Origin of the sequence: Thalassobaculum salexigens DSM 19539 (assembly GCF_000423805.1) — a bacterium.
Lineage (GTDB): Bacteria > Pseudomonadota > Alphaproteobacteria > Thalassobaculales > Thalassobaculaceae > Thalassobaculum > Thalassobaculum litoreum.
Genome location: NZ_KE384095.1, coordinates 697,018 through 720,375, shown reverse-complemented (window position 1 = coordinate 720,375; position 23,358 = coordinate 697,018). Strand labels below are relative to the sequence as shown.

The window sequence follows — 23,358 nt, the reverse complement described above, 5'->3', positions numbered from 1 at the left end:
CGTGAGCGACGCCTGAGATGTACACCTACATCATCAAACGATTGCTGATGTTGCTGCCGACGCTGATCGGCGCCGCAATCCTGATCTTCCTGCTGTTGCGACTGGTGCCGGGCGACGTCTGCCTGCTGAAGTTCGGCGGCGAAGGCTCGTATGCGGATCCGCAGCAGATCCTTCAGTGCCAGCAGCGGCTCGGACTGACCGACCCGATCTGGCAGCAGTTCTTCGACTACATGGTCGGGTTCTTCACCTTCGACCTTGGTGTGTCGATGTGGACCAGCCAGCCGGTCGCCTACGAGATCGCGATCCGCTTCGAGCTGTCCCTGCAGGTCGCCCTGATGGCAACCTTCGTCTCGGTCGTGATCGCTCTGCCGCTCGGAATCATCTCCGCGGCCAAGCAGAATTCCTGGATCGACTACCTGGTGCGCACGTTCAGCATCGCCGGTATCGCCATGCCATCCTTCTGGTTGGGAATCCTGATCATCCTGGGCCTGCTCATAGGCTCCCAGGCATGGTTCGGCCGGCCGTGGATGCCGCCGATCCACTTCCAATCGTTCTTTGTCGATCCGGTCCATAACATGAGCCAGCTGATCTGGCCGGCGCTCGCCACCGGATACCGGTACTCCGCCGTCGCCACCCGCATGACCCGGTCGGCCATGCTGGAGGTGCTGCGCGAGGATTATGTCCGGACCGCCCGCGCCAAAGGCCTGATCGAGAAGGTGATCATCAACAAGCACGCGCTGAAGAACGCGATGCTGCCGGTCATCACCATCGTCGGCATCGAGTTCGCATTCCTGATGGGCGGGCTCGTGGTGACCGAGCAGGTGTTCAACCTCAACGGCCTCGGCAAGCTCTTCGTCTCGGCCGTGACCCAGTCGGACTACACGATGACCCAGGCCCTGGTGATGCTGGTGGTGGCGATCTTCGTCCTCATGAACTTCCTGGTCGACATCATGTACGCGTGGCTCGACCCGCGCATTCGCTACAGCTAAGGGAGCCATCACGATGACGACCCCCGACATCAGCATCGAGTCCGATCGGCTGCCGCAGCGAAAGTCCGTCCTGCAGCATATCGGCAGCCTCGCCCGCAAACAGCCGTTGGGCTTTGCCGGCGGACTCGTGGTCCTGGCGATGGTTTTCATGGCGGTCTTCGCGCCGTGGCTGGCCCCCTTCGACCCGGAGCAGGCGAACTTCGCCGACATGCTCGTCCCGCCGGGATCCACCAGCGAGATGGGCGAAGGCTTCTTCCTGCTCGGCACCGACCAGTTCGGCCGCGACCTGTTCTCGCGCATCATCTACGGCGCGCGGACGGCCCTGCTCGTCGGCTTCACCGCGGCCATCATCGGCTCCTGCGCCGGTCTGGCCCTGGGCGTGGCGAGCGCCTATTTCGGCGGCTATTTCGACCTGATCCTGCAGCGGGTCATCGACGTCTTCATGGCGTTCCCGCTGATCATCATGGCGCTGGCGATCGTCGCCATCTTCGGCACCGGCACGGAGAAGGTGATCATGGCGATCACCATCCCGTTCATCCCGCGCTGTGCCCGCGTGGTGCGCTCGAGCGCACTGGCAGTGCGCGAGATGCCCTATGTGGATGCCGCCCGCTCGATCGGCTACAGCAGCGCGCGGATCATCTTCCGGCATATCGCTCCGAACGTGGTCGCCCCGTTCCTGATCATGCTCACCGCGTTCCTGGGCGAGGCGATCCTCCTGGAGGCGTCCCTGTCCTATCTGGGCCTGGGCGTGCAGGAGCCGACTCCGGCCTGGGGCCTGATGCTGCAGGGCGGTGCCGAGGAATACGCCGAGAGCGCGATCTGGGTGCCGATCTTCCCGGGTCTGGCCATCACCATCGCGGTGTTCGGCTTCAACCTGTTCGGCGACGCCGTGCGCGACGCTCTGGATCCCCGCCTGCGCTCCCAGTGAGCGCGACGGCAGCAACCTGCGAAAAGGGCCCCGGTTTCGGGGCCCTTTTCAGTTCCGGGGATGCCGTGCCAGTCAGGCCGGCGTGTCGTCGACGACCAGGCTGTAGATGCCGTCGCTGTCCGGCGACCCAACGATTTCAGAGCTCATCAGATAGCGCTGGGCGCCGACCAGGACGGTCGCCTCGTCGGTGTCGTCGTTCAGAACGGGCACGTAGAGCCGGTCGCTGGCCACGAACTCCCGGCCGGGGACGGAAAACCGCAACCGGCAGAACAGGGCACACCGCCCGTCCAGGACGGTCTGATAGATCCCCTTCCGGAACGTGACCGCTCCCGCCGGCATAACGTCGTCCAGATACTTGCCGGTAACCTCGAAGCCGTAGATCTCGCGCATCCGCGTCCCCGCAAGCCGGCACCAGAACCGGAGATCGGCGTCGCGCTCAATGATGATCATACCAGGGAGGACCTCGGCCGGCAGGTCGAGCGGATCGATCTCCGACCGGCGCGGCAGGCGCCCCAGCGACTGCCGCAGTGCCATCCAGTAGTCGTACAGACCGACCAGTCCCGCGTCGGTGAGCGACGCCCGAAAGCCCAGGGCCTGATTCACGTCGAACCTCTTACGTTGCCGGACGGATTTTCATCGATGTTGCGTCAAATCCGCGAAGATGTCGAAGCCGATCCGATCCCGGTCTCGGTCAATGGGCGGTTCTCAGCGGAACGGCTCGTCGAAGGCCAGGCGATAGAGCCCGTCATCCTCCTCTTCGCCCCGCAGGTCCGCGATCGACAGGAAGCTCTGGCCGGAGAAAAGGACCGACACGTCGTCGCCGTCGTTGGACAGAGCCGGAAGATAGAGCCGGTCGCTGGCGACGAACTCCCGCCCGGGAATGGCGAAACGCAGACGGCAATAGGCGGCGCAGGGATCGTCGAGGGCCCTGGCGTAGATCCGCTGGCGGATCTCGGCGGGGCCGGCCGGCAGCACCTCGTCCACATACATGTCGGTCATCGACGACTTGTGCATCTCCTGCAGTCTCGCGCCGGCGAGCTCGCATCGGTATCGACCGGTCCGCTCGCGGACCAGAATCATCGCAAGCGGCAGGAAGGCGGGCGGCAGGTCGATGGGGTCGATCTCCCGACGGCGTGGCAGCCGGCCAAGCGTGCGGCAGAGGTCCCGCCATTGTTCATAGACCGAACGCAGCAGCGGATCCGAGATGATCGCCGAGAATGACGAGCTGCCGTCCATCTTCCCTCCACCGTATCGGGCTGATGAAGAACTATTTTAAACTAAATACTCTCGTTTTGACATTGGACCAGTGCCTGAAATGAAGAAGGCCCGTCCTGCGACGGGCCTTCATGGAAATCTTCGACAATCGGATCCCCGAACGTCAGGCCGCCTCGGCGGCTCCGCTGGCGGTGCGCTGCACGAGATGGCCGGGCGACACCTCGTCATAGTAGCGCTGCGGCGGCTCGTAGCCGACCGGCTTGACCGGGCTCGGGATCTCGTCGGTCATCAGGCGCAGCTCGGTCTTGCGCTTGGACGGATCGGCGATCGGCACCGCGGCCATCAGCTTCTTGGTATAGGGGTGCTGCGGATTCTCGAACACCGCCTGGCGCGGGCCGATCTCGACGATCTCGCCGAGATACATCACCGCCACCCGATGGCTGATCCGCTCGACCACCGCCATGTCATGGCTGATGAAGAGGTAGGCGAGGCCCATCTCCTCCTGCAGATCCATCATCAGGTTCACCACCTGCGCCTGGATCGACACGTCGAGGGCCGACACCGCCTCGTCGGCGATGATCAGCTTCGGCGACAGGCCGAGCGCGCGGGCGATGCAGAGACGCTGACGCTGACCGCCTGAGAACTCGTGCGGATACCGACCGGCATGCTCGGCATCAAGGCCGACACGGCGCAGCAGGTCGATCACCCGGTCCTGGGCCTCCTTGCCGCGGGCAAGGCCGTGCACGATCATCGGCTCGGCGATGGCGTCGCCCGCCGTCATGCGCGGATTCAGCGACGCGAACGGATCCTGAAAGATCATCTGCATGTCGCGGCGGAACGGCCGCATCTCCGACGCGGACAGGCCGCTGAGCTCCTGGCCCTCGAAGATCACCGAGCCGCGGGTCGGCTGAACCAGGCGGATGATGCTGCGCCCGGTGGTGGACTTGCCGCAGCCGGACTCGCCGACCACGGCCAGGGTCTCGCCGGGCTGCAGGGTGAAGGAGACGTTCTCGACCGCGTGGACCCGGCCGCTCGCCTTGCCGAACATGCCCCCGCGGATATCGAAGCGCGTGGTCAGCCCCTCGACCTGCAGCAGGGGCGGCGCGTCGACCTTCACGGTGTCGCGGATCTGCAGCGCGGCCTCGGACATGACGGCCTGCTCGGACACCGTGTCGCCCTCGGCCCGGCTGACGTCCACGTTCGCGAACTTCATCGGCCGCGCGTAGCCCTTCATCGAGCCGAGCCGCGGCACCGCCGCCAGCAGCGCCTTCGTATACAGGTGCTGCGGATTTTCGAAGATCTGCTGGGCCGGGCCTTCCTCGACCACCTTGCCGCGCAGCATGACGACGACCCGGTCCGCCACCTCGGCGACCACGCCCATGTCGTGGGTGATGAACATCACCGACATGCCGATCTCGTTCTGCAGCTGCTTGATCAGATCGAGGATCTGCGCCTGGATCGTCACGTCGAGCGCGGTGGTCGGCTCGTCGGCGATCAGCAGGCTCGGCCGGCACGACAGGGCCATGGCGATCATCACGCGCTGGCGCATGCCGCCGGAAAGCTGGTGCGGATACTGCGAGAGCTGCTTCTCGGGTTCGGGAATGCGGACCAGCTTGAGCATCTCCAGCGCCTGCTGCAGCGCCTGCTCCTCGGTCTTGCCCTGGTGCAGCATGATCGCCTCGGCGATCTGGAAGCCGACGGTGAACACCGGGTTCAGCGACGTCATCGGCTCCTGGAAGATCATCGAGATGTCGTTGCCGCGGATGGCGCGCATCTCGTCCATCGGCTGTTTGGCGATATCGACCACGTCGCCGGAGGGCTTGCGGAACAGGATCTCGCCGGAGGGGATCTTGCCGCCGGCATTGTCCGTCAGCCGCATGATCGACATGGCGGTCACCGACTTGCCGGAGCCGGATTCGCCGACAACGGCCAGGGTCTCTCCCTTGTCGATATGCCACGAGACGCCATCGACCGCCTTGACCGTACGGTCCTCCAGCGGGAAGTGGACCTTCAGATCGTTGACCTCGATGAGCCGATTGGCATCCATCCCCTAACTCCCAAAAAAACAAAACCGTCCCTGTACCCCTCTTCGGCGGGGGCGAGATTGCATACACTAACCGAGCCGGACCATGATTTGCAGGTGTTTTTCCGGTTTTCCCGCCATTTATCCCCGCTACGATGCCCCCATGAAACCAGTCGACTTCCCCGGCGGCCTGAAAGCGGGAATGCGGGCCGCGGTAGGCCTCCCAACGGTTGTGCTGCTGGGCAGCCTTACCGGCTATGGCGCGCTGGCCCATGACACCGGGTTCGGCGGCGGGCTGGCCGTGCTCTCCACCATCCTGATCTGGGGCCTGCCGGGTCAGATCGTCATGGCGGAGATGTATGCGGCCGGGGCCGACGTGCTGGCGATCGCCATCGCCGTGGGCATGGCGAACATGCGGTTCTTCCCCATGGCGGTGTCGCTCATGCCGACGCTGGGCGGCGGCGGCCTCGCCACGCGCTTCGCCCAGGCCCAGCTCATGTCCGCCACCTCCTGGGCCTATGTCATGCGCAGCTCCGCGCCGGAGACGCCCCAGGCCCGGCTCGGCTACCACACCGGTTTCACCTGCGTCTGCGTGACGGTGGCGGCGATCGCCACGCTGATCGGCTATCTCGGCGCCGCCGGCCTGCCCAAGCCCCTGGCGATGGCCCTGCTGTTCATCAATGCCTGCTTCCTGTTGCTGCTGCTGCTCGACACCAGGGGCCGGGGAGCGGCCGTGGCGGTGATCACCGGCGTGGCGGCGGGCATTCCGATCAACATGTACTTTCCCGACACCGGCCTGATCATCACCGGCCTGATCGGCGGCACCGCCGGGTTCCTGGCCGACGGCACCCGACGGCAGGAGCAACCATGACGGCGTTCGGACCGGCGACGGCGGCGCTGGTGGTGGTCGGCGCCATCGCGGCCACGGCGCTGTGGCGCGCCCTCGGTGTCTTCCTGGCCAGGCGCCTGGATCCGCAGGGCGCTGTGTTCCGCTGGTTCTCCTTCGCCTCCTTCGCGGTGCTGGCCGGCCTGCTGTCGCGGCTGCTGATCCTGCCGACCGGCGATCTGGCGAGCGTCGGGCTGGAGGTGAGGCTGGGTGCCGCGCTGATCGGCGTGGCCGCGTTCTACCTGTCGCGGCGCAACCTGCTGGTCGGGGTGGCGAGCGGCACGATCAGCTTCGCGCTGGCGGCGGGGGCGTTGGGGTAGAGTTCAAGCCTATCGTCATCCCGAAACAGGTTCGGGATGACGTCTGAGTGTGTGGGAGGTCAGGCGTTCCCGCTCAGATAGTCGAGCGCCGCCTGGACGCCGCCGGTCTGGATCGGCACGCCGGCCATCCGCAGGCCCATCTCGCAGCCGGACAGGGTGCCGCACAGCATCAGGTCGTTGAAATCGCCCAGATGGCCGATGCGGAACATCCGGCCCTTCACCTTGCCGAGGCCCGCGCCCAGCGACATGTCGAACTTGTCCAGGATCACCTTGCGCACCGCGTCGGCGTCGTGGCCCTCGGGCATCACCACGCCGGTCAGCACGGGCGAGTATTCGCGGGTATCCTCGCACTGGATCTCCAGACCCCACTGGCGCACCGCCCGGCGGGTCGCCTCGGCGTGGCGCTCGTGGCGGGCGAAGACGTTGTCCAGCCCCTCGTCCATCAGCATGTCGCAGGCCTCGTTGAGGCCGTAGAGCAGGTTGGTGTTCGGGGTGTACGGGAAGTTGCCGGTCGGGTTCTGGCCGATCTGCGACGACCACTCCCAGTAGGATTTGGTCATCTTCGACGACTTGGATGCTTCCAGCGCCTTGTCGCTGACCGCGTTGAAGCTGATCCCCGGCGGCAACATCAGGCCCTTCTGCGAGCCGGAAATGGTGACGTCGATGCCCCATTCGTCATGGCGCAGGTCGGCCGAGGCCAGACCCGAGATCGTGTCGACCATGAACAGCGCCGGATGGCCGGTCGCGTCGATCGCCTTGCGCACCTCGGGGATGCGGGAGGTGACGCCGGTCGAGGTCTCATTATGGACGCAGCACACAGCCTTGATCTCGTGGCCCTTGTCCTTGGACAGGCGCGCCTCGACCGCTGCCGGATCCACACCGCGGCGCCAGTCGCCCTCGATCACCTCCGGCTTCAGGCCGATCCGGGTGGCGAGCTCGACCCACAGGGTGGAGAACTGGCCGGTCTCGACCATCAGCACCTTGTCGCCGGGGGACAGCGTGTTGACCAGGGCGGCCTCCCACGCGCCGGTGCCGGAGGCGGGGAAGATGATCACCGGGTTCTTGGTCTTGAAGATCGGCTTGATCTTCTCGAGCACCTCCTTGGCCAGCGCCTGGAACTCGGGGCCGCGGTGGTCGATGGTCGGCCGTTCGATGGCGCGCAGGATGCGGCCCGGCACGTTGGAGGGACCGGGGATCTGCAGGAAGTGGGGGCCGGCACGGTGGGCCATGGGGTGTTCCTCCTAAGGGTCTGTTCTGGTCAGGCGAGGGCGCGTTCCAGGACGCGGGAGACGTGGATCGCCTCTCGCCCTGCGCCGTCGTGAATCTGGTGGCGGCACGAGGTGCCGTCGGCGACGAGGATGGTGTCAGGATCGGCCGCCCGGACCGCCGGGAGTAGGCTGAGCTCGGCCATCTTCATCGACACCTCGATGTGGTCCTTCTCGTAGCCGAAGGCGCCGGCCATGCCGCAGCAGCTCGACTCGATCACCGACACGTCGAGACCCGGAATCAGCTTAAGGGCGGTCTGCACCGGTCCCATGGCGGCGAAGGCCTTCTGGTGGCAGTGTCCGTGGACCAGGGCCTTGGTGCCGATCGGCTTGAGCTTGAGCCCGTCCAGCCGCCCGGCTGCGGCCTCGCGGGCGATGAACTCCTCGAACAGCATCGCCATCTCCGGCACCTTGCCGGCCCGGTCGCGCAGCAGCGAGGGCAGCTCGTCCTTCAGGGTGAACAGGCAGGACGGCTCCAGCCCGACGATCGGCACTCCGCGCTCGGCGAACGGCGCGAAGGCCTCGGCCAGCCGGGCCATCTCGGCCTCCGCCTTCTCGATCAGGCCGGAGGCAAGGTAGGTGCGCCCGCAGCACAGGTGCCGTCCGCCCTCGGGCACCGGGTCGATCACGTGGATCGTGTAACCGGCCGCCTCCAGCACCGCGACGGCGGCCCGCAGGTTCTCCGGCTCGAAATAGGTGTTGAAGGTGTCGGCGAAGAGCACGACCTCGCGGCCGTCCACCACCGGTCGGTCCGACACTTCGGATCCTCGGAACGGCGCGGACGTCCAGTGCGGCAGGGTCCGCTCCTTGGCGAATCCGAAAACCTTCTCGCTGAGCCAGGCCGCCCCCGGCACCGCGTCGCGCAGGTTGGCGAGGTAGGAGAAGCGGCTCGCCGCCTCGGCATAGCGCGGCATCTCGGCGATCAGCCGGTCCTTGGCCGACAGGCCGTGGCGCTTCACGTACTGGCCCAGCACCTCGGTCTTCATCTTCGCCATGTCGACGCCGGTCGGGCACTCCCGCTTGCAGCCCTTGCAGCCGACGCAGAGGTCCAGCGTCTCCTTCAGCGCCGGATCGGTCAGTGCCTCGGGGCCGAGCTGGCCGGACAGGGCGAGGCGCAGGGTGTTGGCCCGGCCGCGCACCAGATGCTGCTCGTCGCCGGTGGCACGGAAGCTCGGGCACATGACGCCGGGATCGCGTTTGCGGCAGGCGCCGTTGTTGTTGCACATCTCCACCGCCCCGGAGAGCCCGCCCCAGGCGGACCAGTCGAAGCGGGTGTCCGGGTTCACCGCCGTGTAGCCGGGCTTGAAGCGGAACAGGGAGCGGTCGTCCATCTTCGGCGGATCGACGATCCGGCCCGGGTTCATCAGCCCCTTGGGATCGAAGGTGCGCTTCACCTCGGCAAAGGCGTCGACGACCCGGTCGCCGAACATGGAGCGGTGGAATTCCGAGCGCACGATGCCGTCGCCATGCTCGCCGGAATGGGAGCCCTTGTACTCCCGCACCATCTCGAAGGCCTCTTCGGCGATGGCGCGCATCTTCTTCACGTCGCCGCCGTCCTTCATGTTCAGGATCGGCCGCACATGCAGGGTGCCGACCGAGGCATGGGCGTACCAGGTGCCCTTGGTGCCGTGCTTGGTGAACACGTCGGTCAGCCGCGCGGTGTAGTCCGCCAGGTGTTCCAGCGGCACCGCGCAATCCTCGATGAAGGAGACCGGTTTGCCGTCGCTCTTCATCGACATCATGATGTTCAGGCCGGATTGGCGGACCTCGGTGATCCGCGCCTGCAGGCCCGGATCCTCCGCCCGCACCACGGCACCGGGGAAGCCGAGATCGGCCATCATGGTTTCCAGATCAGCCAGCTTGGCCAGCAGCGGATCCTTCTCGTCGCCGGCGAACTCGACCAGCAGCAGCGCGTCCGGCTCGCCGGCCACGAACTCGCGCATGGCCGCCTGGAACATCGGGATCTCGCGGGCCAGTTCGATCATGGTGCGGTCGATCAGCTCGACCCCGAACGGCTTCAGGGTCACCAGGTGCTGGGTGTTCTCCATCGCCGCGTGGAAGGTCGGAAAATGGCAGACGCCGACCACCCGGTGCTTCGGGATCGCGTGGGTCTTCAGCGTGATCCGCCGCGACAGGGCGAGCGTGCCTTCGGAGCCGACCAGCAGCGAGGCCATGTTGTGGCCACCGGCGGCATCGCGGGCCACCACCCGATCCAGGTTGTAGCCGCCGACCTTGCGCATCAGCTTGGGGATGTTGGCATCGATCTCGGTCTGCTCGCGCTCGGCGATGGCGCGGATCCGCTGCACCAGGTCGCGGTAGCGCGCCGGCCCCGACAGCTCACCGATATTGCCCGGCACCCGGTCGAAGCGGGCCTCGGTGCCGTCCATCAGGATGGCGTCGATGGCGGCCACGTTGTCGACCATGATGCCGTAATGGATCGAGCGGCCACCGCAGGAATTGTTGGCCGCCATGCCGCCGATGGTGGCCCGCGACGAGGTCGAGATGTCGACCGGATAGATCCGCCCCTTCGGCTTCAGCCAGGCGTTCAGATGGTCGAGCACGATGCCCGGCTGAACGGTGACCTCGTGGGTCTCCTCGTCGTAGTCGGTGATCCCTCGCAGATATTTGGTGCAGTCGAGCACCAGGGCGGTGTTCACCGTCTGCCCGCATTGCGAGGTGCCGCCGCCGCGCGGCAGCAGGGGAATGCCCTCCATCTCGGCGATATGCACGGCGGCGCGCAGGTCGTTCTCGGTCTTCGGAATGACCACGCCGATCGGTTCGACCTGATAGATCGAGGCGTCGGTGGCATAGCGGCCGCGGGTGAAGGCGTCGAACTTCACCTCGCCCTCGATCTCGCGTCCCAGCCGCTCGGCCAGGGCGGAATCGCCGATCCGCGTCGCTGCATCCGCCATCGTCTCTACCCTCGGGGGCTTGGCCCCGTTTTGCGTTTCCTCGCGTGCTAATCTAGCGCCAGGATAGGGCCGACGATACCAAGCGAGCGGACAACGGATGTCGCCGAGCGGACAGGATGGAGGATCCGGCAAGGATCCGGTGAGCGGTCACGAGGAGACCGACACGCCGGTGATCGGCCATGCCGCGTCCTTCGCGCCGGGGGCCAGCGTGCCGTGGCACACCCATGACCGGGGCCAGCTCGCCCTGACGCTCGCCCGGGTGATGCGGGTGGAGACGCCGCAGCGGGTCTGGCTGGTGCCGCGGGGCAGCGTGCTGTGGCTGCCGGCCGGCACGCCGCACCGCTCGCTCGCACCGGAGGAACGCTCCATGCGCAGTCTCTTCGTGCGCGACGACGGCGCCGGCGCCCTGCCCGACAGTCCCAGCGCGGTGGAACAGGGCACGCCGCTGGCCGACATGGTGACCTGGCTGGCGGAGACCTACGACCGGGAGCGACTGGACCGGGCCTGGACCACGGTGGCCGGTGCCGCGCTGGCGCTGGTGCGCCCGGCACCGGGGGTGAGCGTGCGCCTGCCCCGGCCGGGCGATCCGGCGGTGGCGCGGATCGCCGATGCGGTCAGCGCCGACCCGTCGGACGACCGCTCGCTGGAGGAATGGGGGGATATCCTGGCCGTCAGCCCGCGTACCCTGCGCCGGAGGGTGCAGGCGGAGACGGGGATGACCTATCGCGACTGGCGCCGCTATCTGGCGCTGACGGCGGCGGCGGAGAAGCTGCTGACGGGGGACCGGGTGACGGACGTGGCCTTCGAGGCGGGGTACGCCACCTCAAGCGCCTTCGTGGCGGCCTTTCACAAGGCGTTCCAGGTCACGCCGGGGCAGTTCCAGCGGCTGGCGGGGGGTTAACACCCTCCTTCGGTTCCCTGCCCGGATTTATTCCGGGCCTAGCCCGCGAGCTTGCGCGCTCTCGGAAGTCTCGGAGCGACGGACGGGCTCGCCCTGGCACAAGGCCGGGGAGTGTCGGACTTGTTGGAAAGGCGGTGCCGAAATCACGGCCGCCGAGGGACAGGCCCCATAGCCCTCCCCGTCTTCCCGGCCTTGCGCCGGGATCCAGGGAGAGGCGCGCTGCGCCTGCGGACCATCATCCTCGGGCGTTCCGGCTGCTGACGGCTGGGTCCCGGCGCAAGGCCGGGAAGACGGGGAAGGAAAAGAGCAGGCGCGCCGCGCCCCCTTCTAGAACCGCCAGCCCACGGTGATCCCGCCGAACACGCTCGGACCGTTCTGCCCCTCGAACTCGGGGCTCCGGATCACGTGGGTATAGGCGATGCGGAAGTCGTCATAGGTCAGCACCGCGCCGGCCGACAGCTCGCCGACGAAGATGTTCTTGTCGACGCTGGGGGAGTCCTCGAACGTGTTGCCGTCGAGGAAGATGTTGCGGGCCACCGCCCGGCCCTCGGCACCGGCGAACACATACCAGCCGAGCCGGTCGCCGCCGACCACCTCGCCGAAGAAGTCCGACCCCGGGCTCGCCGGCTGGATGCGCGGCGGACCGTAGTCGCCCTCCGGCGGATCGCCGAGGCGGAAGGTGATGCCCGCGGCGCCGTGGGTGAACACGTTGCCCAGCGCCACCGTGGTGTGCGGCGCGGCATCGACCCGCAACCCGCCATAGCTCGCCAGCGGCGCGCCGAAGACCCAGCGCCGCTGCAGCATCAGGAGCACCGCCGGCTCGTTGTTGAGCTGATGGTCCCAGCCCTGGGGATCGGGAGAGCCGATCTGATCGTGCACGAAATCCTGCACTTCCTCGCCGAGGGCCAGCGGACCGACGACGCCGAGCGACAGCAGCGCGGAGGTCTGCACCCGCGAGAACCGGCTGTCCTGCTCGTAGGGCTCGTCGGTGATCACGCCGACCGATCCGTAGAGCCAGGCGGCATAGGGCTGGTCGTCCGCCGGCGGGTTCTCCAGCTTGATGTCCTGGGGCGTGTACAGGTTCTGACCGAAAGTCGCCTGCCAGCGCGTCTTCTCCCCGGTGCCCAGCAGCGGCTCGGAACCGCTGCGCACCACATACGGCACATTGTTCACCTCGCTGGTCCAGGTGAAGCGGAAGCCGTTGGTGTAGTACTGGTCCGTATTGGCGGGAAGGTCGTTCTCCAGCGTGAAGCTGAGAACCGACTCGTCCTTGTCCACCTCCTCCTTCGGCTTTTCATCCGCGAAGGCCGGAGCGGCGGGAACGGCGAGAAGCAGGGCGTAGAGAATTTTGCGCATGGACCGACTCATACGTTGCTGCGATGGAACGCGCCAGTCCGGACTTGACCGTAAGACGCGCTTATGGCTCAACTGCTGCCATGATGTTCGGAACCGCGATGCTCGGCCTGCGACTTATTTGCCCGGCTCTCTGAGAGAGACCGGGACAGATTCGTTCGCCCCGCGCGTCCACCCCAAGGTTCCATTGAGGCCGACCTGATGATCGGCAGTGACCCCCAACAGGTATCGAAAATTCCGGACGCCCGAGCTGCGTTCGAAATTTCCCGTTCCTGTGGCGTGGCGGCGACACACACCAGCAGACGAGAGCGACGATAATCCGGCGCCCGCCCACGGCACCCGACCTCCCGAGCGAGGGATCGGACCGGCGGCGCGCCCCAGGAGGAAAGACGATGTTGAACCGCATGCCGATCCACAAATACCGCGCCTACGCCCAGGTCGATCTGCCCAAGCGATCCTGGCCGGACAAGGTCATCGACACCGCCCCGATCTGGTGCTCCGTGGACCTCCGCGACGGCAACCAGGCCCTGGTCGACCCGATGGACGGCGCCCGCAAGCGGCGGATGTGGGACGCCCTGGTCAAGATGGGCTTCAAGCAGGTCGAGGTCGGGTTCCCGTCCGCCTCGGATACCGACTTCAATTTCGTGCGCCAGCTCATCGAGGAGAACCTGATCCCCGATGACGTCACCATCCAGGTCCTGACCCAGGCGCGCGAGCATCTGGTCCAGCGTACCTTCGAGAGCGTGCTCGGCGCCAAGAACGTCATCATCCACCTGTACAACTCGACCTCCGAGCTGCAGCGCCGGGTGGTGTTCCAGCAGGATCAGGCCGGCGTGAAGAAGATCGCCACCGAGGGCGCGGAGATGGTGCGCGACCGCCTGCCGATGCTGGCCGGCCAGAACGTCCAGCTCCAGTACTCGCCGGAGAGCTTCACCGGCACCGAGCTGGACTACGCCCTGGAGGTCTGCGAGGCGGTCATGGATATCTGGGCGCCGGTCGTCGACAACCAGATCATCCTCAACCTGCCCTCCACGGTGGAGATGTCGACGCCGAACATCTACGCCGACCAGATCGAGTGGATGCACCGCAACTTCACCCGGCGCGACCGGATCTGCCTGTCGGTTCACCCGCATAACGACCGGGGCACCGGCGTGGCGGCGGCCGAGCTGGCGGTGATGGCCGGCGCCGACCGGGTGGAAGGCACCCTGTTCGGCAACGGTGAGCGCACCGGCAACGTGGACATCGTCACCCTGGGCTTGAACCTGTTCACCCAGGGCGTCGACCCGAAGCTGGACTTCTCCGACATCAACGGGCTGATGGAAACGGCGGAATACTGCAACCAGTTGCCGATCCACCCGCGCCATCCCTATGCCGGCGAGCTGGTCCACACCGCCTTCTCCGGCTCGCACCAGGACGCGATCAACAAGGGCATGAAGGCGATCAAGGCGGCGAACAGCGGCGTGTGGGAGGTGCCCTACCTGCCGATCGACCCGCACGATATCGGCCGAGACTACGAGGCGGTGATCCGCGTCAACTCGCAGTCGGGCAAGGGCGGTATCGCCTATGTGCTGGAGAACGACCACCACATTCGGCTTCCCAAGGAATGGCAGGCCCAGTTCAGCCAGGTCATCCAGCGCCTGACCGACGCCAGCAGCCAGGAGATCTCCAGCCAGGAGATCTGGAACGCCTTCGAGAAGGAATACGTCACCCAGCCCGAGGGCCGGTTCAACCTGGTCAACTTCGAATCCCGCCGCGTACCCGGCTCGAACCAGGTCGTGGAGGTCAATGCCGTGCTCACCGACAACGGCACGGAGAAGACGATCACCGGTCAGGGCAACGGCCCGGTCAACGCCTTCTCGCACATGATGCGCAAGGAGTTCGGGCTGAAGTTCAAGCTCAAGGACTATGTGGAGCACACCCGCTCGGTCGGCTCCGACGCCGAGGCCGCCGCCTATATCGAGATCAAGGTGCCGGACGAGACTGGGACCAGCATCTTCGGCGTGGGCATCGACACCGACATCACCCTGGCGCCGATCAAGGCGGTGGTGAGCGCGTGTAACCGGCTGTAACCGGTCGCGGGACTGAACACTCGGGCGGGTGCGGGACGGTCCCGCGCCCGCCCTTCCTGTTTGCGGGCGCTATTTCTCGAACACCAGCCGGTCGTAGAGGTGCCAGGTCGTGTGCCCGAGGATCGGGAAGATCACGATCACGCCGAGGAGCGCCGGCGCGATCGCCAGCAGCGTCAGCGCGCCGACAGCCGCCCCCCAGATCAGCATCACAGCCGGGCTGGCAAGAACGGTCTTCACGCTGGTGATCATCGCGGTGATGAAGTCGATCTCCTTGTCCAGCAGCAGCGGCATGGAGATGACAGTCAGCGAATACAGGATGGTCGACAGCACCGCCCCGACGATGGTGCCGACGATCAGGAACGAGGCGCCCTGCGATGTGGTGAGCAGGACGTCGGCGAAGGCTTCCAGCGAACTCATGCCGCGATAGCCGAGCGTCAGGGCCATCACCAGCCGCACCTGATAGGCCCACATCCAGAACACGAACAGCACCACGAAGCTCATCCAGCCGAGCTGGCGGCCGCGCTGGGCGAAGACCACCAGGAAGATGTCCGACGCGCGATAGCTCTCCCCCCGGCTGCGCCGGCGCGAGATCTCGTAGAGCCCCGCCGCCAGGAACGGCGCGACCAGGGGAAAGCCCACCCCAGCGGCCACGGCGATCAGGATCTGGTCGTAGACCACGAGGCTGGACACCAGGACCGCGCCAAACAGGGCGCAGACCAGGCCGAAGAACAGGCTGAGGACCGGTGAGGCCACGGTATCGCGCAGCCCCGCCCCAAGGGCGGCCCGGATGTCGTCGAAGCCGGCCGCCCGCACATCCAGGCGCGGGACCGGCGATGTATGCGCATGCGGCTGATCGGTGCTCATGTCGGACGCCCCTTCCCCTGGGGACGCCCGCCCGAACGGGTGACCGCCCCAACAGCGCTCCGCTCTGGACACGGCCATCCGGCGCGCCCGGCGGTGTGATTTTCAATCAGTCTACGCTCGGTGCACCGGCCGCACCAGATATCCGCATGACGGCCCCGACGACGCCATGCCCATCCCGCCGCGCGGCGTGGTTGCCGGCGCTCGTAGATTCTTGAATGAGGGAAAGTTCGTGGTGCCCCCGGTCCGACTCGAACGGACACTTCCTTGCGGAAAACAGATTTTGAGTCTGTCGCGTCTACCAATTCCGCCACGGGGGCGCCGGGCGGGCCGCACTATGCCGAGCCCGCGACACCCGGTCAATCGGATCGCGCCCGGCATGGTCGGTCGGCGTCGGTCGGGGCCGCCCAGCCCGCGACCGGTACCGGCAACACCAGACGGCCGCAGGCGCCTGCCATCTTGCCGCCCCGGTCGCCGGCTGGTATCGCAGCGCTCACCCGTCGACACCGCGCCGAGGCCGCTCCATGCTCCGTCCGTTCTACGATTGGACCCTGCGGGTCTCCGGCCACCGGCACGCCGAGCGCTGGCTCGCCCTGGTCTCCTTCGTGGAAAGCTCGGTCTTCCCGATCCCGCCGGACGTGATGATGGTGCCGATGATCCTCGCCGACCGCGCCAAGGCCTGGCGGATCGCCCTGATCGCCACCGTTGCCTCGGTGCTGGGCGGTCTGCTGGGCTACGCCATCGGCAGCCTGTTCTTCGAGGCGCTCGGCCAGCCGATCCTTGAACTCTACGGCAAGGCGGACAAATTCGACGCCTTCGCCGACATGTACAACGACTGGGGCGCCTGGGTCGTCTTCGGCGCCGGCGTCACGCCCTTCCCCTACAAGGTGATCACCATCGCCAGCGGCGTAACCCGACTCGATCTGCTGGTGTTCGTCATCGCCTCGGTTCTGGCGCGCGGCGTGCGGTTCTTCGCCGTCGCCGGTCTGCTGTGGTATTTCGGACCGCCGATCCGCCGGGTGCTGGAGCGGCATCTGGGGCTGATCACCACCGTGTTCTTCGTGCTCCTGCTGGGAGGCTTCGTGGCGATCAAATGGCTGTTCTGACCCCGCTCTTCGTCGCGGCCGCCGCCGCCGCCGCACTGGCGGCCGCGCTGATCTCCCAGTACGGCTTCGACCTGCAGCCCTGCGTGCTCTGCATCTGGCAGCGCTGGCCCTATCTGGCGGCGATCGGGCTCGGCCTCGCCGCCATCGCCCTTCGCCGGGCCCCTGCGCGCCTGGCCCCTGCGGCCGCGCGCGCGCTGACCGGGCTCGCCATCCTCGCCGTCCTGGTCTCCGGCGGCATCGGCGGCTTCCATGTGGGCGTCGAGCAGGGTTGGTGGGAGGGCACCTCCGGCTGCGGCTCGACCTCCGGCACCGACGACCTGAACGCCCTGCGCGCCCAGATCATGAACGCACCGATCGTGCGCTGCGACGAGGTCGCCTTCTCCCTGTTCGGCATTTCCATGGCCGGCTGGAACCTCCTCTACGCGCTGGGGGTTGCCCTCGTGGCGATCCGCGCCATGCTGGTGCAGAGCAATGCCCGACCGGGAGCCTGAGCGATGACCCAAACCGCCGCGAAGCCCGCCGCCGCCGTCAGGGGCCGCCGCCTGCCCGGCGACCTGTCCAAGCGCGCGCAGATCGACCGTATCCTGCGCGTCGACCATGCCGGGGAGTTCGGCGCCCAGCGGATCTACGCAGGCCAGCTCGCGATCCTCGGCCGCAAGCCCTGCGGCAAGACGATCCGCCACATGCAGCAGCAGGAGGAGAAGCACCTCGCCGCCTTCGAGAAGCTGATCGTCGAGCGCCGGGCCCGGCCGACCCTGCTGCACCCGTTGTGGAACGTCGCCGGCTTCGCCCTGGGCGCCGGCACCGCGCTGCTGGGCGAGAAGGCGGCCATGGCCTGCACCATCGCCGTCGAAGAGGTGATCGACGACCACTATCGCCGCCAGCACGAGTCGCTGGGCGAGGACGAGGCGGCGCTGAAGCAGACGATCGAGGAATTCCGCGCCGAGGAGGCCGAGCACGCCCATATCGGCCGCGAGCATGGCGGCGAGGAGACGGTCGGCTATCCGGTCATGCGCGCGGCGATCGCCGCCGGCTCGCGCCTGGCGATCTGGCTGAGCGAACGCGTCTGATCCCGTAACCCGGCCGCTGCGGACATGCAGGCCCCGCGCCGGCGTGTTAGAAGGCGGCGATACAGCCCCATGCGGGCCGTCCCCGTGCCGAGGTCAGCCGCCAGACCATGCTGAAATCCATCCTCCGGAGCGATGCGGGTTCCGCCGTGCTGACCTGGGTGCTGCGCGGCTATCTGGGCCTGCTGCTGGCGACCGTCCGGATGGACCGCCGGATCGATCCGGCGGCGGCCGCGCTGATCGACAGCGGCAAGCCGTTCATCGGCGCGTTCTGGCATAACCGGCTGGGGCTGATCGCCGCCGCCTGGACCCGCGGCCGGCCGATGGCCATGGTCCATTCCTCCCATGGCGACGGCCGCATGCTCGGCACGGCCCTGGCGGCCTTCATCTCGCGACCGATCGAAGGCTCGACCCGGCGCAATCCCCTGGGCGCGCTGCGGGGCATGCTCCGGGCGCTGGAGGACGGGCTGCCCGTCGCCGCCACGCCGGACGGACCGAGAGGCCCCCGCATGCGCTGCCAGATGGGGGTGGTCGAGGCGGCACGGCTCAGCGGCGCCCCGGTGATCCCCGTCGCCTACAGTTCCCGGCCGCGGATCCAGGCCCGGTCCTGGGACCGCTTCCTGGTGCCGCTGCCGTTCACCCGGGGCGTGCTGATCCTTGGCGCCCCCGTCACCGTGACCGCCGACGCCGGGGAGCGGGAGCGCAACCGCGCGCGGATCGAGGAGACCCTGATCCGGATCACCGACGAGGCCGACCGGTCGCTCGGCCTTGAGCCGATCCCGCCGGCGCCGGAGAAGGCGAAGGTCCGCCGATGATCCTGCCGCTGTACAAAGGTCTGGCCACCGCTCTGGGTCCGGTGATCGACGTCTATCTCGACCGCCGGGTGGCGCGCGGCAAGGAGGATCCCGGCCGGCTGGACGAGCGCCGCGGCGTCGCCGACCGATCCCGACCCGAGGGCCGGCTGATCTGGCTGCACGCCGCCAGCGTCGGCGAGGCGGTGGGGCTGCTCACTCTGGTCCGGGCCCTGCGCGATACCCGGCCGGACCTCGCCCTGCTGATGACCACCGGCACCACCACCTCGGCCGACGCCATGGCCAAACGCCTGCCCGAGGGTGTGATCCACCAGTTCGTGCCGGTCGATCGGCCGGCCTGGGTGGGCCGGTTCCTGGCCCATTGGCGGCCGGATCTCGGCATCTGGATGGAGTCGGACCTCTGGCCGACCCTGGTGACCGAGGCGGATGCGCGCGGCATACCCATGGCCATCGTCGATGGCCGGCTCTCGGTCGGTGCATTCCAGCGCTGGCGGCGGCTGGGACGGCTCGCCCGGCCGCTGTTCGACGCCTTCGACCTGGTGCTGGCCGCCAGCGAGGACCAGGCCCGCCGGTTCTCGGCGCTGGGCTGCGCCGACGTACGTTATGCCGGCAACCTGAAGGCCGCGGGCGACCCGCCGGTGGTCGACGATACCCTGGCAGCGGACATCCGGGGCGTGATCGCAGGCCGGCCGGTCTGGCTGGCGGCGAGCACCCATCCGGGAGAGGATTCGGTGGTGCTCGATGCCCACGCCCGGCTCGCAGCCGCCCGGCCCGATCTGCTGACGGTGATCGTGCCGCGCCACACCCGGCGCGGGGACGAGATCGCCGCCCTGGCCCAGAGCCGGGGCCTCGGCCTGGCGCGGCGCTCCGCCGGCGAGCCGGTGACGCCGCGGACCGCCATCTATCTGGCCGACACGATGGGCGAGATCGCCGCCTTCTACAGCGCGATCCCGGTGACCTTCCTCGCCGGCTCCCTGGTGCCCGTCGGCGGTCACAACCCAATCGAGCCCGCCCATTGCGGCACCGCCCTGGTCTTCGGCCCGCTCATCCCCAACAACCGGGACGCCGCCGATGCCCTGCTCGCCGCCGGCGGGGCGACGGAGATCCGCGACGCCGCCAGCCTAGCCGAAACGGTCGGCGCCCTGCTGGACGATCCGGCGGCGGCGGCGCAGATGGCCGCCAGCGCCCGGGCGGTCGCCGCCGAGGGCCGCGCCGGGCTTGACCGCATTCTCGACGCCCTGTCCCCGCTGCTGCCCGGAGAGGCGGGGTGAAGGCCCCCGCCTTCTGGGCCACGGGCGGCTGGCCGGGGCTCGCCCTGACTCCGGCGAGCTGGTTGTGGCGCCTGGGAGCCGGGCTTCGCAAGGCGACGACGACGCCCTACCGGCCGTCAGTCCCGCTGATCTGCGTCGGCAACGCCACCGCCGGCGGTGCCGGCAAGACACCCACGGTGCTGGCGGTGGCCGGCGATCTCCTTGCACGGGGCAGACGGGTCGGCCTGCTGTCGCGCGGCCATGGCGGCAGGCTCACGGGTCCGGTGCGGGTCGATCCCGCCCGGCACGCGGCCGCCGATGTGGGCGACGAACCGCTGCTGCTGGCCGGAACGGCGCCGACGGTGATCGCCCGCGACCGGGCGGCCGGAGCGCGGCTGCTGGAACAGATCGGCATCGACGTGATCGTCATGGATGACGGGCTGCAGAACCCCTCACTCGCCCCGACCCTGTGCCTGCTGGTGGTCGATGGCGGGGCCGGGATCGGCAATGGTCGCCTGATACCGGCGGGGCCCCTGCGCGAGCCCTGGCGCGACGCGCTGGAGAAATCCGACGCGGTGATCCTGATCGGCGAGGATCGCACCGGGATTGCGGCCAGGATCGGCGACGGACGTCCGGTCCTGCGCGCCGTGCTGGAACCGTCGCCCGCCGCCCTCGCCCTACGGGCACGCCGGGTCCTGGGGTTCGCCGGGATCGGCCGGCCTGAGAAATTCCGCGAGACCCTGACCGGCCTGGGAGCGGAGATCGTCGGCTTCCGGGCTTTCGACGACCACCACCCCTACCGACCGTTGGAGGTCATGGAACTGGTGGAACGGGCCGTCGCCGAGAACGCCATCGCGGTCACCACAGCGAAGGATGCGGTGCGTCTGCCAGCCGAGGCGCGGGCGATGGTGACGGTGGTCGACGTGTCGCTCGCCTGGCGAGATCCGGCGGCGGCACGTGCCGTGCTGGCGCGCGCCGTCGTCTAAATTAGTTGGTCGGCATCGGCGGCACGACGAAGGCTGGGTCGAGACGCCGGTCATACCAGTTCATGCGCCAGTCCAGATGCGGTCCGGTCGCCCGCCCGGTGGCGCCGATGGTGCCGATCACCGTGCCCTGCCGGATGTGCTCGCCCACCTTCACCGCCACGCTGTCCATGTGGATGAAGGTGCTGGACAGCCCGTGGCCATGGTCGAGAATCAGGGTGCCGCCGGTGTAGTAGTGATCGGTCGCCGCCAGGGTCACCAGCCCGTCGGCCGGCGCCACCACGGCCGTGCCCTTGGGAGCGGCGATGTCGATGCCGTAATGCGGCTGGCGCGGCTGGCCGTTGAGGATCCGCTGGCTGCCGTAGACGCCGGAGATCGGCCCTTTCGCCGGCCAGATGAAGCCGGAGCGGAAATCGGTCTCCGGTCGGTCCGCCGCCCGCGCCGCCGCCACCTCCGCCTGATCGCGCCGGATGCGGTCCAGCACCTCCTGCGGCGGCGTCACCATGTTCTCCGGCAGGCCGTCGATCCGCTGGATCTTGAAGTCGCGCGGCGCCACGTCGAGGGTCCGGGTCTCCGCCGAGCCGTCCGGCGCTGTGATCGTCAGGGTGGACGTCGCCGGCGCGTCGCGATGGAAGCCGAAGACGAAGACACCGTCCTCGTCCACTTTCACCGGGATATCGTCGAGCACCAGCCTGGAGCCCGGATCGGTCCGACCGAACACGACCCCGCCCTGGGTGAAGGCGCCGTTGAAGGTTGTCTCGGCCCGCGCCGCCGTCGACAGCAGCACGAGACAGGCGATCGCGAACAGCCGGCGCATCAGAACAGGGTCTCCTGGGTCGGGGTATCGGGCGGAGAGGCGGGAGCCGGCTTGGCACGGGCTTTCGGCTTCGCGCCGCCGCCGCCGTCGGCTGGAGCGGGACCGGTCCCGATGACCGCCGACGTCTCGCCGTCGCGGAACCGCAGGGATACCGTCTGGCCGGCGCTGGTCTCGGCGGCGGATTTCACCGGGGCGCCGGACTCGTCGCGCACCAGGGCGAAGCCGCGCTCCAGCACCCGCTCGAAGGAATTGGCGTCCAGCAGCTTGCCCAGCCCGGCGAGCCGGTCCTCCTCGCTCTTCAGGCGCCGCCCATAGGCCGACCGGGCGCCGCGCAGCAGTCGGGCGAGGTCGCGGTCGCCGTCGGCGATCGAGCGCTCGATCGGCCCGACCCGCAGGCCGCGCGCCACCGTGTCGAACCGGCCCCGGGTGCGGGCCAGGATCTCGGCCGGCGAGGGGATCGGCCGATCGACCGCGTATTTCAGCCGGTCGAGCAGGGCGGTGATCCGGCTGCGCGACGTGCCCGACGCATAATCCAGCCGCTGCTGCGCCTGCTCGATGCGCGCGCCCGGATCGCCGAGCCCGCGCGCCAGACCGGAGACGACGGTCCGACCCTCGTTCAGGCGGCGGCTGACGGCGCCGGTCAGCCGGGCGGTGTCCTCGGCGAGGCGGGCGATCAGGTCGGCGCGCACCGGCACCGCCATTTCGGCCGCCGCGCTAGGGGTCGGCGCCCGGCGGTCGCTGGCGAAATCGATCAGGGTGGTGTCCGTCTCATGGCCCACGGCGGAGATCAGCGGAATGTCGGAGGCAGCGGCGGCGCGCACCACCTCCTCCTCGTTGAAGGCCCAGAGATCCTCCAGGCTGCCGCCGCCGCGCGCGACAATCAGCAGGTCCGGACGCGGCATCGGCCCGCCCTGTTCCGGCAGGCTGTTGAAGCCGCGGATCGCGCGGGACACCTGATCTTTCGCCCCGTCGCCCTGCACCAGCACGGGCCAGACGATGACATGCACCGGGAAGCGGTCGGCCAGCCGGTGCAGGATGTCGCGGATGACCGCGCCGGTCGGCGAGGTGACGACGCCGATGACGCTCGGCAGGAACGGGATCGGCCGCTTGCGCTCGGCCTCGAACAGGCCCTCGGCGGCCAGCCGCTTGCGCCGGTCCTCCAGCAGCTTGAGCAGCGCGCCCTCGCCCGCCAGCTCCATCTGCTCGATGACCATCTGATACTTCGAGCGGCCGGGATAGGTGGTCAGCTTGCCGGTGGCGATGACCTCCATCCCGTCCTCGGGCTGGATCGACAGCCGCTGGGCGGCGCCGCGCCAGCACACGGCGTCGAGGACGGCGTTCTCGTCCTTCAGGGTCAGATAGACGTGGCCGGAGCCCGCGCGCATGGGCCGCGAGACCTCGCCGCGCACCCGCACGCGCTCGAAGTTGGATTCAACGGTCCGCTTCACCGCCAGGCTGATCTCGCCGACGGAGAACTCCGGCAGGTTGCCGACCGAGTCTGACGCTGCGTCTTCCATGAGCCTCCGTACCACCCTTCTGCGGCCGCCGTCACGGGCAACGATCTCTAATTCGGACGCTCATTCCCGCATCATTCGACTTGA

The 23,358-nt window shown here is 68.4% G+C and carries 21 protein-coding genes and 1 tRNA gene; 12 read left to right on the top strand and 10 right to left on the bottom strand.

Annotated features, from left to right (window positions below; genetic code table 11):
* Window positions 1-17: 17 nt before the first annotated feature.
* The gene (locus G578_RS0123825; protein WP_028796366.1) at window positions 18-989 is read left to right on the top strand and encodes an ABC transporter permease; all 972 of its coding nucleotides are present in this window, start codon (window positions 18-20) and stop codon (window positions 987-989) included.
* 13 nt (window positions 990-1,002) lie between these two features.
* A complete protein-coding gene (locus G578_RS0123820; RefSeq protein WP_028796365.1) occupies window positions 1,003-1,917 on the top strand; it encodes an ABC transporter permease in 915 nt (304 codons plus the stop codon).
* A gap of 72 nt (window positions 1,918-1,989) precedes the next feature.
* On the opposite strand, the gene G578_RS0123815 is transcribed toward G578_RS0123820, so the two are convergent.
* From G578_RS0123815 to G578_RS30345, 3 genes are all read right to left on the bottom strand, one after another.
* Complete coding sequence (locus tag G578_RS0123815) at window positions 1,990-2,520, bottom strand: PAS domain-containing protein (RefSeq protein WP_028796364.1); 531 nt, start codon at window positions 2,518-2,520, stop codon at window positions 1,990-1,992.
* A gap of 102 nt (window positions 2,521-2,622) precedes the next feature.
* Window positions 2,623-3,153, bottom strand: a complete 531-nt coding sequence (locus G578_RS0123810) for a PAS domain-containing protein (protein ID WP_028796363.1) — start codon at window positions 3,151-3,153, stop codon at window positions 2,623-2,625.
* A gap of 142 nt (window positions 3,154-3,295) precedes the next feature.
* Window positions 3,296-5,179, bottom strand: coding sequence for an ABC transporter ATP-binding protein (locus G578_RS30345; RefSeq protein WP_038015793.1), 1,884 nt, complete (start codon window positions 5,177-5,179; stop codon window positions 3,296-3,298).
* Between the two features lie 139 nt (window positions 5,180-5,318).
* On the opposite strand from G578_RS30345, the gene G578_RS0123800 reads away from it, so the two are divergent.
* Together G578_RS0123800 and G578_RS0123795 are read left to right on the top strand one after the other, a co-directional pair.
* Window positions 5,319-6,026: an AzlC family ABC transporter permease gene (locus G578_RS0123800; RefSeq protein WP_169400906.1), complete on the top strand. Its 708-nt coding sequence runs from the start codon at window positions 5,319-5,321 to the stop codon at window positions 6,024-6,026.
* Window positions 6,023-6,361 carry an AzlD domain-containing protein gene (locus G578_RS0123795; RefSeq protein WP_028796361.1) on the top strand — a complete coding sequence of 113 codons (339 nt, stop codon included), beginning with the start codon at window positions 6,023-6,025 and terminating at the stop codon, window positions 6,359-6,361. The genes G578_RS0123800 and G578_RS0123795 overlap by 4 nt, the downstream gene beginning before the upstream one ends.
* A gap of 59 nt (window positions 6,362-6,420) precedes the next feature.
* Here the strand turns inward: G578_RS0123795 and G578_RS0123790 are convergent, their stop codons facing one another.
* Together G578_RS0123790 and G578_RS0123785 are read right to left on the bottom strand one after the other, a co-directional pair.
* Window positions 6,421-7,590: a pyridoxal-phosphate-dependent aminotransferase family protein gene (locus G578_RS0123790; protein WP_028796360.1), complete on the bottom strand. Its 1,170-nt coding sequence runs from the start codon at window positions 7,588-7,590 to the stop codon at window positions 6,421-6,423.
* A gap of 29 nt (window positions 7,591-7,619) precedes the next feature.
* Window positions 7,620-10,538 (bottom strand): FAD-binding and (Fe-S)-binding domain-containing protein, encoded by a 2,919-nt coding sequence (locus G578_RS0123785; RefSeq protein ID WP_038015785.1) that lies wholly within the window; start codon window positions 10,536-10,538, stop codon window positions 7,620-7,622.
* Window positions 10,539-10,635: 97 nt separating this feature from the next.
* Between G578_RS0123785 and G578_RS28855 the strand changes: the two genes are divergently transcribed.
* Window positions 10,636-11,439 carry an AraC family transcriptional regulator gene (locus tag G578_RS28855; protein ID WP_051245221.1) on the top strand — a complete coding sequence of 268 codons (804 nt, stop codon included), beginning with the start codon at window positions 10,636-10,638 and terminating at the stop codon, window positions 11,437-11,439.
* A 327-nt stretch (window positions 11,440-11,766) separates the two neighbouring features.
* On the opposite strand, the gene G578_RS0123775 is transcribed toward G578_RS28855, so the two are convergent.
* Complete coding sequence (locus G578_RS0123775; RefSeq protein WP_051245220.1) at window positions 11,767-12,795, bottom strand: lipid A deacylase LpxR family protein; 1,029 nt, start codon at window positions 12,793-12,795, stop codon at window positions 11,767-11,769.
* 389 nt (window positions 12,796-13,184) lie between these two features.
* Between G578_RS0123775 and leuA the strand changes: the two genes are divergently transcribed.
* Window positions 13,185-14,861: a 2-isopropylmalate synthase gene (gene leuA, locus G578_RS0123770; RefSeq protein WP_028796357.1), complete on the top strand. Its 1,677-nt coding sequence runs from the start codon at window positions 13,185-13,187 to the stop codon at window positions 14,859-14,861.
* A 69-nt stretch (window positions 14,862-14,930) separates the two neighbouring features.
* On the opposite strand, the gene G578_RS0123765 is transcribed toward leuA, so the two are convergent.
* Window positions 14,931-15,725, bottom strand: a complete 795-nt coding sequence (locus tag G578_RS0123765; protein ID WP_028796356.1) for a DUF2189 domain-containing protein — start codon at window positions 15,723-15,725, stop codon at window positions 14,931-14,933.
* Between the two features lie 230 nt (window positions 15,726-15,955).
* Window positions 15,956-16,042, bottom strand: a tRNA-Leu gene (locus G578_RS0123760).
* Between the two features lie 204 nt (window positions 16,043-16,246).
* Between G578_RS0123760 and G578_RS0123755 the strand changes: the two genes are divergently transcribed.
* The 6 genes from G578_RS0123755 (at window position 16,247) to lpxK (ending at window position 20,943) form a co-directional block, all read left to right on the top strand.
* Window positions 16,247-16,828 (top strand): YqaA family protein, encoded by a 582-nt coding sequence (locus tag G578_RS0123755; RefSeq protein ID WP_028796355.1) that lies wholly within the window; start codon window positions 16,247-16,249, stop codon window positions 16,826-16,828.
* Window positions 16,816-17,319, top strand: coding sequence for a disulfide bond formation protein B (locus G578_RS0123750; RefSeq protein WP_028796354.1), 504 nt, complete (start codon window positions 16,816-16,818; stop codon window positions 17,317-17,319). The genes G578_RS0123755 and G578_RS0123750 overlap by 13 nt, the downstream gene beginning before the upstream one ends.
* A 3-nt stretch (window positions 17,320-17,322) precedes the next feature.
* Window positions 17,323-17,898: a demethoxyubiquinone hydroxylase family protein gene (locus G578_RS0123745; protein ID WP_028796353.1), complete on the top strand. Its 576-nt coding sequence runs from the start codon at window positions 17,323-17,325 to the stop codon at window positions 17,896-17,898.
* A gap of 107 nt (window positions 17,899-18,005) precedes the next feature.
* A complete protein-coding gene (locus G578_RS0123740; protein ID WP_038015782.1) occupies window positions 18,006-18,710 on the top strand; it encodes a lysophospholipid acyltransferase family protein in 705 nt (234 codons plus the stop codon).
* Window positions 18,707-19,978, top strand: coding sequence for a 3-deoxy-D-manno-octulosonic acid transferase (locus tag G578_RS0123735; protein WP_028796351.1), 1,272 nt, complete (start codon window positions 18,707-18,709; stop codon window positions 19,976-19,978). Before G578_RS0123740 ends, G578_RS0123735 begins: the two co-directional genes overlap by 4 nt.
* A complete protein-coding gene (lpxK, locus tag G578_RS0123730) occupies window positions 19,975-20,943 on the top strand; it encodes a tetraacyldisaccharide 4'-kinase (RefSeq protein ID WP_028796350.1) in 969 nt (322 codons plus the stop codon). Before G578_RS0123735 ends, lpxK begins: the two co-directional genes overlap by 4 nt.
* Before the next feature lies 1 nt (window position 20,944).
* Here the strand turns inward: lpxK and G578_RS0123725 are convergent, their stop codons facing one another.
* Window positions 20,945-21,757 (bottom strand): M23 family metallopeptidase, encoded by an 813-nt coding sequence (locus tag G578_RS0123725; RefSeq protein WP_028796349.1) that lies wholly within the window; start codon window positions 21,755-21,757, stop codon window positions 20,945-20,947.
* Window positions 21,757-23,274 carry an exodeoxyribonuclease VII large subunit gene (gene xseA, locus G578_RS0123720; RefSeq protein ID WP_028796348.1) on the bottom strand — a complete coding sequence of 506 codons (1,518 nt, stop codon included), beginning with the start codon at window positions 23,272-23,274 and terminating at the stop codon, window positions 21,757-21,759. The genes G578_RS0123725 and xseA overlap by 1 nt, the downstream gene beginning before the upstream one ends.
* Window positions 23,275-23,358 lie beyond the last annotated feature (84 nt).